This is a genomic window from Roseovarius conchicola (genome assembly GCF_041403425.1).
Lineage (GTDB): Bacteria > Pseudomonadota > Alphaproteobacteria > Rhodobacterales > Rhodobacteraceae > Roseovarius > Roseovarius conchicola.
Genome location: NZ_JBGEHK010000003.1, coordinates 37,049 through 50,904, shown reverse-complemented (window position 1 = coordinate 50,904; position 13,856 = coordinate 37,049). Strand labels below are relative to the sequence as shown.

Here is a 13,856-nt window from a genome sequence, read left to right as displayed (position 1 = left end):
TTTTTGCGATGAAACCGTTGATTGCCTGTCTCACTGCTGTCGCGCTGGCCGGTGCTGCTTTTGCCCAAGAGGCCGCCGATCAGGTTGCCCCCGAAGCTGGTGGAGCCGGAGTCATCAACGGTTCTCCCGCCGTGATGGCAGCGCAGGAGTCCAAGGAGTCTGGCAAGCCTGTGATGGCGCAAGACTGGATGGTCGCGGCGGCCAATCCGCTGGCGGTCGAGGCCGGGGCGCGCGTGTTGCGCGACGGAGGGACGGCGGCAGATGCCATGGTTGCCGTACAGGTGGTTCTGGGCCTGGTTGAACCGCAAAGCTCGGGGCTTGGGGGCGGGGCGTTTCTGGTCTGGTATGACGGTGAAACCGGCGGGTTGACGACGCTTGATGGCCGCGAAACCGCACCCTTGGAGGCCACGCCCCGTCTGTTTCAGTCTGAGGATGGCGAACCGATGGGTTTCTTCGATGCGGTTGTGGGCGGTCGGTCTGTCGGCACCCCCGGCACGCCTGCGCTGTTGCAGGACGCGCACAAGCGTTGGGGCCGGGCGGACTGGTCCAGTCTCTTTACCGATGGGATCACCTTGGCCGAGGAGGGGTTCACTGTCAGCCCGCGTCTGGCCAAGCTGGTGGCTGGCGATGCCGAACGGCTGAGCCGTCATGCCCCGGCGCGAGAGTATTTTGTACCCGGTGGCGTTCCGATCGCCGCCGGGGATCTGTTGAAGAACCCGGATTATGCCGCCACCCTGCGCGCGATGGCCGATCAGGGGGCGGGAGTGTTCTATAGCGACCCCATTGCCGAGAACATTGTGCAGACCGTGCGGTTGGGCAGTGACAATCCCGGTGTGCTGAGCGCCGTTGATCTGGCGATCTACACGGTGAAAGAGCGCCCGCCGGTTTGCGTAAAATACCGTGCACACGATGTTTGCGGGATGGGTCCGCCGTCCTCGGGGGCATTGACGGTGGGGCAGATTTTGGGGCTGTTACAACCCTTTGATATGGCGGGTCTGGGCGCCCAGAGCGCCGAGGCGTGGCGGTTGATCGGGGATGCCAGCCGATTGGGCTTTGCGGATCGTGCGCGCTATATGGCGGACAGTGATTTCGTCCCGGTGCCGGTCGAAGGCCTGATTGATCCGAGTTATCTGGGGGACCGCGCCGAGCTGTTGCAGGGCGACGATGCTTTGCCCGAGGTGCGGCCCGGCAACCCGGAGTTTGACCACACGCTCAACTGGTCGGATGATGTGTCGCTGGAATTGCCCTCGACCTCGCATATCTCGATTATCGACAGCTATGGCAACGCCCTCAGCATGACCACGACGATTGAAAACGCCTTTGGATCGCGCCTGATGGTGCGGGGTTTTTTGCTGAACAACGAGTTGACGGATTTCTCCTTTCGCAGCCACCGCAATGGCGTACCGATTGCCAACCGGGTGGAGCCGGGCAAGCGGCCACGCTCCTCCATGGCGCCGACGATTGTGATGAAAGACGGCAAGCCCGTGTTGGTGGTGGGCAGCCCGGGCGGCAGCCGGATCATCGGATATGTCGCCAAGACGATCATTGCCCATCTCGATTGGGGCATGGATGTACAGGCAGCGGTGGCCCTGCCGCATCTGGTGAACCGGTTTGGGACTTATGACGTCGAGGCAGGCACCGGCGCCGAGGCCATCGGAGCCGAGTTGGCCGAGATGGGGTTCGAGGTGAATGCCCGCGACCTTACCTCGGGGATCCATGCGATTGCCATTGGCGAGGGTCTGAGTGGCGGGGCCGATCCACGCCGTGAAGGAATTGCGCTGGGCGAGTGATATCCTAGCCCGGAATCAAGGCCGTAGGCCGCCGGGCCATCGCCAGACCGCCCGCAAGGGCTGGCGATTTGGTTGATGAAGGCGCTGCATTTGTTCTGAGTGCGGATTTGGCAGCCATAAAGCGCTCCCAACTACCGTTTGGTCGCCATCCCACGGTCTGGCGGTGGCCCGCCTTATCGCCTCCATCCGTCCAAATCCATCAGTTCGCCGTCCAGTTCGCGACAGGTGTGACGGTTTTGTGCGGCTAATGGTCGGCTGGGCTGTGCGCGATTTCGCTCACCTGATAAAAAAGCACCGTTACATGCCGCCTATGGGGAGTCGCATCACATGAAAACGAACGTCAAAGCACTGGTTGTTGGCGGGGGCGCCGTGGGCACCTCGATTGCTTATCATTTGGCCAAGGCCGGGTGGGACGATGTGATGCTGATCGAGCGGGACGAGCTGACCAGCGGCTCAACCTGGCATGCAGCGGGCCTTCTACCCTTGTTCAACATGTCCTACGCGACAACGCATATCCACAAATACTCGGTCGATTTCTACAAGACGCTGGAAGAAGAAACCGGCCTGAATGCCGGCTTTGCCGTGGTGGGCAACCTGCGCATGGCCCAGACGCAGGAGCGGATGGACGAGTATATGCTTTATGCCTCGACCGCCGAGACCTGCGGGGTGAATTATGAATGGCTGACCGCGGATGAAATCAAGGAACGCTGGCCGCTGATCCGTACGGATGATCTGAAAGGCGCGATCTATCACACGGAAGACGGCTATATTAACCCTGCCGATGTGACCATGGCGATGGCCAAGGGCGCGCGCCAACGCGGCGTCGACATCGTGCGCAAGGTGCAGGCCGACGCCTTCCATTGGACTGGCACCCACTGGGAAGTGACCTGCACCAAGATGGTGGAAAAGGGCGGCAACCTTGTGCCGGGCGACGAACAGGTTGTCATCACCGCCGATCATGTGGTGACCGCATCCGGCAACCACGCGCAACGCACCGCCAAGATGCTGGGCATCAAGATGCCGGCGATCCCGGTCGAGCACACCTTCATCGTCATGGATCAGGACCCCGAGCTGGTCAAATGGCGCGAGGCAGGCAATGCCGAACATCCGGTGGTCCGCGATGCGGATTCACAATCCTATGCCCGCGAAGAGCGTGGCGGCTGGATCCTGGGCATCTACGAGGTCGGCGCCCCGGCGCGCTTTGAGCACGGTGTGCCGGACAGTTTCCGCGCCGATCTGTTTCCGCTCGACCTGGACCGGATCGCCGAACAATACATGGCGATGACCGAGCGTGTGCCGTCTTGCGCCGAGTCGGGCCTCAAGGACGACTTCAACGGGCCAATCTGTTACACCCCGGATGGCAACCCGCTGGTGGGGCCCGCGCCGGGGCTGCGCAACATGTGGCTGGCCGAAGGGTTTTCGTTCGGGATCACTGCCGCTGGCGGCACCGGCTATTACCTTGCCCAGATGATGGTGGATGGCGAGGCCGAGATCGACATGGCCTCGCTCGACCCCAAACGCTATTCCAGCAATTGGATGACGACCGAGTTTGCCGCGCGCAAGAACGAAGAATGCTATAACCACGTCTATGTTCTTCACCATCCGGATGAAGAACGCCCCGCGGCCCGCCCGCTGCGCACGGCCCCGGCCTATGACCGTCAAAAGGCCCGCGGCGCACAGTTCGGCTGGGTCAATGGCTGGGAACGGCCGAACTACTACGGGCCTCTTGATGCGCCAGACAATTTTGACCATGACAGCCGATCGTTCCGCCGTGGTGGTTGGTGGCAACATGCGGTGGACGAGGCCAAGGCTATTCGCGAAGGTGTCGGCCTGATCGACGCGACTGCCTTCACTAAACATATCGTGCAAGGCCCGGGCGCCACCGCCTTCCTCGACTGGTTCACCTGCAACAAGCTGCCTCGCGTGGGCCGCATCAACCTGACCTATGCGCTGACTGCGTTTGGCACGACGCGCACGGAATACACCATCGTGCGGCTGGCCGAGGACAAGTACTACCTTGTTTCCGCAGGGGCCTGGACCGAATATGACGCTGATTTCCTGAAGAAAGCGGTGGAAGATAAAGAGGCTGAGTTTGGCCGGATCGAGGTGCAGGATGTCACCACGCAATGGGGCGTCTTTGCCATCGCGGGGCCGAAATCCCGCGATGTTCTCAAAGAGGTCATCAACGATTCTGATCCACAGACCGCGCTGAGCAACAAACGCTTCCCGTGGCTGAGTGCCCACCAGATCGAGCTGGGCATGTGCCCTGTGAATGCGATCCGCGTGGCTTATACCGGCGAGTTGGGTTGGGAACTGCATCACCCGATGGAAATGCAGAACTACCTCTTTGATCTGCTTGAGAAGGCCGGTGAAAAACATGGGATGAAGCTGGTCGGGGCGCGCGCGCAGAACTGGCTGCGGCAGGAGAAGTCTTACCGCGCCTTCGGTAATGAGTTGGGTCGCGATGCCACGCCGCTTGAAGCCGACCTGCCACGCTTTGTCGATCTGGAAAAGGATTTCCACGGCAAGGACAAGCTGGTGGAAACCGGCGTGCGGGTGAAATGCTGCACCGTCCTGATCGACGGGCCGGACGATGCCGATCCGTGGGGGCGCGAGGCGCTTTACACGACGGATGGCACCCGTGTGGGCCGCCTGACCTCGGGCGGGTATTCGGTGCATTTCGGCAAGTCGATCGGCATGGCCTATGTCACGCCTGATCTGGCTGTCGAAGGCACCAAGCTGCAGGTCAAGATGCGGGACAAGCTGTGGGATGCGGTTGTCACCTGTGACAGCCCCTATGATCCGAAAAACGAGGTGATCCGCGTCGACGAGTAAGACAAACAAAGGGGCGCGCCATGACGGCGCGCCCCGAACGTCTGAACGCGAACTTTGATTGACTGTCAGAACAGGAAATCAGTTGCGCCAAGATCACTCAGATTGACGCCCTGCAGCAGGATCGAATTGCCGTCTCCCGTGTCGATCAGCACATCCGCGCCCACCTGTGTCGCCGCGCCGGTGGTGGCCGAGGCGAGGTCGAGATCGCCCAGCGAGGAAATCGCGCTGATCCCCCTCAGATCGACCTTTTCAAAGTCGTTGAACTCATCGAAATCACCCACCGTGTCGGCCCCGTGACCATCCGCAAAGACGAACGTATCGGCGTTGAAATCCCCGAAGATCAGGTCATCGCCCGTGCCGGCATCGATCAGGTCAAAGCCCGAGCCCGCGCCAATGCTGTCATTCCCGCCGCCCGCTTCGATGACGTCATTGCCACTTTCACCAAAGAAGCGGTTCGACGCATCGCCGGACTGGATCGTGTCGTTGCCCGAGCCGCCGAAATAACCGCCAAACCCGTCGAAATCCTGCAATAGATCGTCGTCGGCCCCGCCAAACAGACGGTCAAACCCAGCGCCACCGATCAGCGTATCATTGCCCGCTTCCCCGTAGAGATTATCCGCCTGCGCCCCGCCATCGATGGAATCGTCGCCTTCGTTGCCGATCAGCAGGTCAAAACCGGCCTCGCCAAAGATCGTGTCATTGCCCAAGCCGCCCTCGACACCGTCAACCGAGGTGCCGAAATTGGTGCCTGCGCGAATAAGATCATTGCCGTCGTCGCCGAAAATCCGATCGGCTCCGGTGCCACCAAGCAGAGTGTCATCCCCATCACCACCGGAAAGCCGGTCGGCGCCATCGCCACCATCCAGCCAGTCGTTGTCAAGACCGCCCATCAGGTTATCGGCATTGGCCCCACCGATCAGCGTGTCTTCGCCGCGCTCACCTGTGAGAACGTCAAAGCCCGCACCGCCCAAGAGGCTGTCGTTGCCCGTTTCACCCAAGAGAGAGTCGTTACCAGTCCCTCCCAGCAACGTATCATTATCAGTGCCGCCAAACAGGGTGTCATTGCCGCCGAGACCGGAGATAAAATCGTTTCCGCCGTGTCCTGACACCTCGTCACGCTTGTCAGTTAGGGTAAAGGTGTCGTCGCCAGCAAGCAGTGCAGCGAAGGCTTCTGCATCGCTGCGCCCTTCAAACCTACGCAAATCGTCCTCGGTAAAGCCGGGTTCGAAATCCAACTGGACCAGGCGATTGCCGTTGCTATCGATGATCGAGACTGAATAGACCGGATCGAGCAGTGCGTCGGGATCCGGATTGTTGAAGTCATACGGTGTGAAATCCCCCTCGAAAAGAAGAATGGCACCGCCCAGATTCTCGTTGGAGCTGGTGTCTCCGGTAACATAGGTCGGTCCGGATGCGCCGCGCCTAAGAAGCCCCATGAACCAGAAGTTCTCATCGCTGAGGTCGAGAAGGTCGACACCTGAAGAAACGTTGGGGAGGGAAAACCCTGTTACTGTGACCATCGGACCACCCATCTTTGCGTTGCCAACGGCATCTATGGGGTTCTCGGTGCTTGTTCAACCGCCGTCACCAGTGAACGCTTGCGCTATCCTGTCGCGGTTGTCGTCCCGGCCTCGAGCACCCGCCCGTCACCTAGCGCATCCGCCGTTTCAACCATTTGCGCCATTGGTTGCGCGATCCGGCGAAGACGTTGATATCCACATTCCCGTCAAACCCCGGCACAATACCGGTGCCGGTGTATTGCCAGAAACTCCAGCGTTGACCCGGATAGGTCTTGTCCAGCGTCCTGGCGGTGGAGCGCAGCCAGAATTCCTCGTTCAGCTTGCCGATGCCGGTGTCGCGGTAAAATTCGACCGTGGTGTAGATGATCGGGCGCTGGCCGTAATGGCGTTCCAGAATGTCCATGAAAACCTTGGCCTGACGGCGCACCTCGGCCCCCGGAGGACGCACCGTGCAAGTGGGCGAAAACGGGTTCCATTCCATGTCGAGCACGGGGGGCAGGGATTTGCCCCGGCGTGGCACGTTGCGGATGAACCAACGGGCCTGAACCTCGGGTTTGGTGCAGAAATAGTAGAAATGATAGGCCCCGGTTGGGATACCGGCCTTGCGCGCGCCTTTCCAGTGGCTGTCAAACATCACATCCTTCAGATCGCCGCCTTCGGTGGCTTTGACAAAGGCAAATTCGATGCCTGCGCGCTTGACCTGCATCCAGTTTACAGTCTTCTGGAACCGGGCGGCATCAATACCATGAACGGCATACCGGTCGGGGCCTTTGCCAACCCATTCCACCGGATCGCTGTCGCCGAGTTTTTGCGCCTGTGCAGGCAGGGCCGCACAGATCACCACACATAAAACACCAAGTAACCTGCCCATTATCCCGCCTTTTTCGCCACGAAGGACAGGTTGTTGGCGGGCATCTCGACCACATCCATCAACTCCAGTCCAGCCTCGTGCAGCCAGTCTATCACATCGAAATCATCCTTGTAGCCAATCTCGGGATCGCTCTCGCACAGGCTTGCGTGAAACCGGGAATCGCCCTCCGATGTGGCCTCGCCATCGCGGAGGAAGGGACCGTAAAGGATCAGACGGCCGCCGGGAGCCAGTGCCTGAGCCGCTTCGGTGATCAGGGTCTGCGCCTCGGGCGTGCTGATCAGGTGCAACAGGTTCACGTTCAGGATCAGATCATAGCCATGATGGACTGCCGACCAGCCAGGATCGGTGGCGTCCAGCGCGATGACAGCCCTGACATTCGCGGCGTTCTGGACCCATGAACCGATACTGTCCCGCCGGGCCTTGTCGACCTCGCTGGGCTGCCAGACCAGATCGGGCAGGGCAGCGGCGAACGCGGCCACATGTTGCCCGGTGCCACTGGCGATTTCCAGCGCGGTTCCGGTTGCGGGGGCGTGGTGTTGCAGCAGGGCGGTGATGGCCTCTGCGTTGCGCTCGGCTGCGGGGGCAAACAGGCGGCCTTGATCGTCCGGAGTGAAAACCGAAGCGTTCTGAGGCAGGGTTTTACGGTAGGACATGTGGTTCTCCGGCAAAGCAATCCTGCTCAGAAGTACGGCCTTTGCCGGGACATGGCCAGACCGCGGGGTGGCGATCCAACCGTCTTTATGGGGCGCTTTATGGTTGCCAAATCAGCAAAAGATCAAACCGATGTGTCCCGCCCAACCAAATCGCCAGCTCTTGCGGGCGGTCTGGCGATGGCCCGGCGGCCTGCGGCCTTGAGTCCGGGCAAGCTCAACGTCTCTGCGGTCAAAAAAAGGCCCCGCCGAAGCAGGGCCTATTTGTGATGTTGCCTCACTTACTGCGGGATTTCGCCGCTCAGCCCTTCGACATAGAAGTTCATGCCCAAGAGTGTGCCATCGTCCGCCACTTCACCCTCGGCCAGCCAGTCCGAGCCGTCCTGTTTTTTCAGGGGGCCGGTGAAGGGGTGGTAGTCGCCCGCGGCAATTGCCTCTTTCATGGCCAGCGCTTCGGCTTTCACATCGGCGGGCACCGCATCGGTGATCTCGCCGATGCCGACCATGCCGGGGCCGATACCGTCCCAAGTCTGGGCGGTTGCCCATGTGCCATCAATCACCGCCTGTGTGCGGGCAACATAGTAGGGTGCCCAGTCGTCGATGATCGAGCTGACCCGCGGGAAGGGCGCGTATTGGCCCATATCCGAGGCCTGACCGAAGGTCACAACATTGCCGGCCTTTTGTGCTGCCGCTTGGGGCGCGGTGGAGTCGGTATGTTGCAGGATCACATCCGCCCCCTGTTCGATCAGGGCGGTGGCGGCGTCGGCTTCCTTGGCCGGATCAAACCAAGTGTAGGCCCAGATGATCTTGAACTCGACATCGGGGTTCACCTTCTTGGCATGGATAAAGGCCGAGTTGATGCCCCGGATCACTTCGGGGATGGGGTAGGAGGCGATATAGCCGATGACGTTCGACTTGGTCATTTTCCCGGCGATATGGCCCTGAATGGCGCGGCCTTCATAGAAACGGGCCGAGTAGGTAGAAACGTTGTCGGCTGTCTTGTACCCGGTGGCATGCTCGAACTTCACATCGGGGAATTTCGAGGCGACGTTGATGGTCGCGTCCATATAGCCAAACGAGGTGGTGAAGATCAGGTCGGCCCCTTGCAGCGCCATCTGGGTGATCGCGCGTTCGGCATCCGCGCCTTCGGGCACGCTTTCCTGAAACACGGTTTCCACGGCATCGCCGAAATGTTCCTCGACCGCCAGGCGGCCCTTGTTGTGTTCATAGGTCCAGCCGCCATCGCCGACGGGACCGACATAGATAAAGCCGACCTTGGTGGTGTCCTGCGCCATGGCAGTTGTGGCCAGACCAAGGGCCAGCGCGGCACCGGTCAGCAGTTTTGAGAGTTTCATCAGTTTTCCCCCTGTTAGGTTCTTTTGAGCAGCGTGCCTCAGCTTGAGGCGTGAAAGGTCCGGCCCAGCGAGGCAGGTGCGCGTGCGCGATCCGCCGACATGATGACCAGCACCAGAATGGTAATCAGGTAAGGTGACATGGACAGATATTCGACCGGAATATCAACCCCTGCGGCCTGTAAGTTAAGCTGTAAGACGGTGACTCCGCCAAAAAGATAGGCACCCAGCAGCACACGGCCCGCTTTCCAGCTGGCAAAAACCACCAGCGCCAGCGCGATCCACCCCGCGCCTGCGGTCATCCCTTCGGTCCATTGCGGGACGCGAATGAGGCTGAGGTAAGCGCCACCCAGCCCCGCGCAGGCCCCGCCAAACAGGATCGCCATAACCCGAACGCGCACCACCTTGTAGCCCAGGGCGTGGGCCGCGTCGTGGTTTTCGCCCACTGCACGCAGGATCAGCCCGGCGCGGGTGTATTTCAACGTGGCCCAGACCGCGGCGACAAGGGCGAGGCCGATATAGACCATCAGGTCATGGGAAAACAGGACGGGGCCAAAGAACGGCAGATCACTGAGGACGGGGATATCCAGCTTGGAGACCGGCGGTGGTTTGATCCCCACATAGCTTTGGCCGAGAAGCGAGCTGAGCCCCAGCCCGAACAGCGTCAGCGCAAGTCCTGAGGCCACCTGATTGGCCAGTGCATATTGCGTCAGCAGTGCGAAGAGCAGCGACAGAACCGCCCCTCCCGCTGCGGCTGCAACAAAGCCGATAAGGGGCGAGCCGGTATTGACCGCCATGGCAAAGCCACAGATCGCCCCGGTGATCATCATCCCCTCAACGCCGAGGTTCAGAACCCCTGCGCGCTCCACCACCAACTCGCCCAAGGCGGCCAGTAGAATGGGCGTGGAGGCCACCATGAGCGAGGCCAGAAGCAGGGTGGGGGAGATTGAGGAGAGGTCCATTATGCAGCCCCAGATTTCTTCAGAAGCATTTGAACAATCCAGATTGCAAGCCCCACGGCCACACTGATCAAGTAAACGCGATTGTTCCAGCTATCTGAGGGAGCGCCTTTTTCAGGTGTCGGTTCGTTGAAAAAGAGCCTTTCGATCAACATCGGGACAAAAACTGACACAATCACTGAAATCAAGATAATAGCGGCGATCTTTGCTGGTAGTATCGAAATGGTCCAAATGAAAAGCAGGAGCAAAGGGCTAAGATACCCGACGCAAAGTCCAAGTAGTATTGGCGCAATGTCGAAATCTGCCTGTTTCTTCATGCCGCCCCCCGCTGTGCCAGCCGCACCCGAAAGTTCGTCAGCATATCCACCGCCAGTAGGAAGAACAGCAGCATCCCTTGGAACATCTGGATGGCGGCGGCGGGCAGGCCGAGATTGCTTTGGGCGATTTCGCCACCGATATAGGTCAGCGCCATCAATAGCCCGGCCAGCAGGATGCCCACCGGGTGCAGGCGTCCTAGAAACGCGACGATGATCGCGGTGAAGCCGTATCCGACATTGAAATCAATGCTCACCTGCCCTGAGGGGCCGGAGACCTCGAACATACCCGCCAGCCCGGCCAGTGCGCCGGACATGCTAAGACAGAACAGGATCAGGCGGGTTGGGTTTACGCCTGCAAAGCGCGCGGCGCGGGGGGCCTGTCCGGTCAGGCGGATGTGATAGCCAAGGATATGACGGTTGAGCAGGATATAGGCGAAGATCACCGCGATCAGGGCGCCGAGCACACCGTAATGCATACCTGTCCCGGCAATGATTTCGGAGTTATGCGCCGAAGGATATTCGCGCAGGTTGCGCGAGCCGGGAAAGCCCATGCCATCCGGGTTTCTGAGTAGCCCCAGGGCCATCTTGGCCAGGAGTTGCTCGGCCACGTAAACCAGCATCAGCGAGACGAGGATTTCATTGGTCCCGAAGCGCACTTTCAGCAGCCCCGGGATCATCGCCCAGGCCCAGCCGCCAAGGGCGCCGGCCATGATCATCAGTGGAAAAACATACCACGCCTCAAGGGGGTAGAAGGCAAGGCCGACACCCGCACCGGTCAGAGCGCCGATGATGTATTGCCCCTCGGCACCGATGTTCCAGATGCCAGCGCGAAAGCCCAGCGACAGGCCGGTGGCGATCAGGATCAGCGGCGCGGCTTTGATCAGCAGTTGCGGGCGGTAGTAAAAGGCGAATTCGCCAAAAAGCGGCTCCCAGAAGATCGTGGCGATGGCCTCGATCGGGTCTTTGCCGAGCAGGGCGAATAACGCGCCGCCTGCGATCATCGTGGCGATCACGGCCACGAGGGGGGTGAGATAGGTCCAGAGTTTTGAAGGCTGTGCGCGCCGCTCAAGCGTCAACATGGGCGACCTCCATACCATGCGCGCCACCCATCATCAGGCCGATTTCCTCGACGCTGAGGCCTTGCGCCGGTTTGATGTCCGACAGTCGCCCCTCATTCAGCGCGCCGAACCTGTCAGAGATTTCCATCAGCTCATCAAGGTCCTGACTGATGCAGATCACGGCTGTGCCCTCGGCGGTAAGGTTCAGCAAGGCCTGCCGGATTGCAGCAGCGGCGGCGGCATCGACGCCCCAAGTGGGTTGGTTGACCACCAACACGGTGGGGCGCTGGAGCACCTCGCGCCCGATGACGAATTTCTGGAGGTTTCCGCCAGACAGAGAGCGTGCGGTGTTGTCCGGCCCCGGGGTGCGCACATCAAACGCCTCGATGATGCGGCGCGCGAACCCTTCGGCAGCAGACCAGCGCAGAAAGCCATTTTTCAACAGGCTTTCACGCGCGGCACCGGTCAGCAGGGCGTTTTCGGTCAGGGTCATATCCGGGGCCGCAGCGTGGCCCAGACGTTCTTCGGGTGCGGCCAGCAAACCCAGCTTGCGCCGGGCATTGGGACCCAGCCTGCCAATCGGAACATCCGATAGCTTGATCGCCTGGCTGGGATTGCCGATTTCGCCTGAAAGCACGGCCAGCAATTCATCCTGCCCGTTGCCAGCCACGCCGCCGATGCCCAGGATTTCGCCCTGCCGGACGGTGAAGTGAATATTCTTCAGCGAGGTCCCAAAGGCGCTGGGCGAGCGGACGGACAGACCGGTGACATCCAGCGCGACCTCGCCCAGATCACGGCCCGCGCGGGCCGGGGCCTCGAACGCGTTGCCGACCATCATCTCGGCCATTTCACGCGCTGTCGTTGTGGCAGGATCGCAGGTGCCTACATTCTTGCCACCCCGCAGGATCGTGGCGTGATCGCACAGGGTGCGGATTTCTTCGAGCTTGTGAGAAATGTAAAGGATCGCAACGCCTTCGGCGGTCAGCTTGCGCAGGGTTTCAAACAGGATTTCAACCTCTTGCGGGGTCAATACCGAGGTCGGTTCGTCCATGATCAACAACCGCGGATCCTGCAAAAGGCAGCGAATGATTTCAACGCGTTGGCGTTCGCCTGCCGAAAGGTCACCCACCGTGCGGTAGGGATCAAGCGGCAGGCCGTAAGTTTCGCTGACCGCGCGGATCTGGCGGGCCAGATCGCGCATTGGGGGTGGCGTTTCCATCCCCAAAGCGATGTTTTCGGCCACGTTCAGCGCGTCAAACAGCGAAAAATGCTGAAACACCATCGCCACGCCAGCGGCGCGGGCGGCGCGCGGCTCGGGCGGTGCGAATGGTTTGTCGCGCAGGGTCATCGCACCGCTGTCGGGTTTCACAAGGCCATAGATCATCTTGACCAGGGTGGATTTACCGGCCCCGTTTTCGCCCAGAAGCGCGTGCACTTCGCCTTCGTTGATATCGAAGGAGACATCGTCATTGGCGACAACACCGGGATAGGCCTTGGTCAGCCCCGTGATCCTCAGTAGTCTCGCGCTCACACCGTGTCCCTTACACTGGCCTGCTGGTCTTGCTCGAGCCTCAGTAGCGCAGCTGCGACCCCTATCGCAATGGCTTGCGGCTCTTTGCCCAAGCTTGGATCGCCGATGGGGCACTGAATGCGGGCAATGCTGCGCTCGGAATGGCCCATGCTCTGCAACTCGTCGCGAAACCGGGCCCACTTGACGCCAGACCCAATCAATCCCGCATAGCCGAACTTCCGGCCCAGCAGGCGGTGGCACAGTTCAAGATCATAATCATGTTCGGGGGTCATGATGAAATGGGCGGCATCATCGGGGGCCTCGGCCATCAGGTCGGTGGGGAGGCGTTGCCAGCTTTGATGCACGGTTCGAGGCAGATCGCGAAACTGGTCTTCGCGCACATCTGCCAGATAGACCTCGAACTGGGGCAGGGGGGCCAGAACACGCGCCAGCGTATGGCCGACATTGCCCGCTCCATAAATCATGATCCGCCGACGCGGGGCCCGTGTCGGTTCGATCAGCCATCCATCCCGCAAAATCGTCGGCGTCAGCTTCTGGGTTTCCCAGTGGCGCAACAGGATTGTCGGCGGGGTGGATGCCCCTGCCTGCACCTTGCGCAGATAGGCCCCGGGGCGATCGGAGTTGGGAAAGCTGTCTTTCAATCTCGTGGCATCAAAGCGTTCAAACACAAGGGTCATCACGCCGCCGCAAAACTGTTTGTGGTCAGTGCCGAGCATTTGCTGCTGAACCTGGAGCGGCTCTTGCCGATCCAGCATGTTGCGGGCGATCTTGATCGCATCGAATTCATGTGCCCCGCCGCCAATGGTGCCGCTGATCCCATCCGCCCAGACCAGCATCGACACACCGGGTCCGCGCGGGGCCGATCCTGTCAATGCGCCGATCACGATGCGCACCACCGCGCCATGCTGGTCTACGGCCTCGGACAGGGCCTGAATGTCGATCATAAAACCTCTCGCCGCTGGTGAGTGTCAGG

11 protein-coding genes are annotated in these 13,856 nt (G+C 60.8%); 2 read left to right on the top strand and 9 right to left on the bottom strand.

Annotated elements, in window-relative coordinates; all coding sequences use genetic code 11:
- Positions 1-8: 8 nt before the first annotated feature.
- Positions 9-1,790 carry a gamma-glutamyltransferase gene (ggt, locus tag V6N02_RS09530; RefSeq protein WP_371225348.1) on the top strand — a complete coding sequence of 594 codons (1,782 nt, stop codon included), beginning with the start codon at positions 9-11 and terminating at the stop codon, positions 1,788-1,790.
- A 327-nt stretch (positions 1,791-2,117) separates the two neighbouring features.
- Entirely contained in the window at positions 2,118-4,625 is a 2,508-nt protein-coding gene (locus tag V6N02_RS09525; RefSeq protein WP_371225347.1) for a GcvT family protein, read from the top strand.
- Positions 4,626-4,690: 65 nt separating this feature from the next.
- Here the strand turns inward: V6N02_RS09525 and V6N02_RS09520 are convergent, their stop codons facing one another.
- The 9 genes from V6N02_RS09520 to xdhC all read right to left on the bottom strand — a co-directional run bounded on the left by V6N02_RS09520 (position 4,691) and on the right by xdhC (position 13,827).
- A complete protein-coding gene (locus V6N02_RS09520) occupies positions 4,691-6,145 on the bottom strand; it encodes a calcium-binding protein (protein ID WP_371225346.1) in 1,455 nt (484 codons plus the stop codon).
- 130 nt (positions 6,146-6,275) lie between these two features.
- Complete coding sequence (locus tag V6N02_RS09515) at positions 6,276-7,016, bottom strand: glycoside hydrolase family 25 protein (RefSeq protein WP_371225345.1); 741 nt, start codon at positions 7,014-7,016, stop codon at positions 6,276-6,278.
- Positions 7,016-7,669, bottom strand: a complete 654-nt coding sequence (locus tag V6N02_RS09510; RefSeq protein WP_371225344.1) for a DUF938 domain-containing protein — start codon at positions 7,667-7,669, stop codon at positions 7,016-7,018. Before V6N02_RS09510 ends, V6N02_RS09515 begins: the two co-directional genes overlap by 1 nt.
- A gap of 278 nt (positions 7,670-7,947) precedes the next feature.
- Positions 7,948-9,021, bottom strand: a complete 1,074-nt coding sequence (locus V6N02_RS09505) for a BMP family ABC transporter substrate-binding protein (RefSeq protein ID WP_371225343.1) — start codon at positions 9,019-9,021, stop codon at positions 7,948-7,950.
- Between the two features lie 38 nt (positions 9,022-9,059).
- The gene (locus V6N02_RS09500; RefSeq protein WP_371225342.1) at positions 9,060-9,980 is read right to left on the bottom strand and encodes an ABC transporter permease; all 921 of its coding nucleotides are present in this window, start codon (positions 9,978-9,980) and stop codon (positions 9,060-9,062) included.
- Positions 9,980-10,294: a hypothetical protein gene (locus V6N02_RS09495; protein WP_371225341.1), complete on the bottom strand. Its 315-nt coding sequence runs from the start codon at positions 10,292-10,294 to the stop codon at positions 9,980-9,982. The genes V6N02_RS09500 and V6N02_RS09495 overlap by 1 nt, the downstream gene beginning before the upstream one ends.
- Positions 10,291-11,373, bottom strand: coding sequence for an ABC transporter permease (locus V6N02_RS09490; protein WP_371225340.1), 1,083 nt, complete (start codon positions 11,371-11,373; stop codon positions 10,291-10,293). The genes V6N02_RS09495 and V6N02_RS09490 overlap by 4 nt, the downstream gene beginning before the upstream one ends.
- Entirely contained in the window at positions 11,360-12,883 is a 1,524-nt protein-coding gene (locus tag V6N02_RS09485) for an ABC transporter ATP-binding protein (RefSeq protein ID WP_371225339.1), read from the bottom strand. The genes V6N02_RS09490 and V6N02_RS09485 overlap by 14 nt, the downstream gene beginning before the upstream one ends.
- Positions 12,880-13,827 (bottom strand): xanthine dehydrogenase accessory protein XdhC, encoded by a 948-nt coding sequence (gene xdhC, locus V6N02_RS09480; protein WP_371225338.1) that lies wholly within the window; start codon positions 13,825-13,827, stop codon positions 12,880-12,882. Before xdhC ends, V6N02_RS09485 begins: the two co-directional genes overlap by 4 nt.
- Positions 13,828-13,856 lie beyond the last annotated feature (29 nt).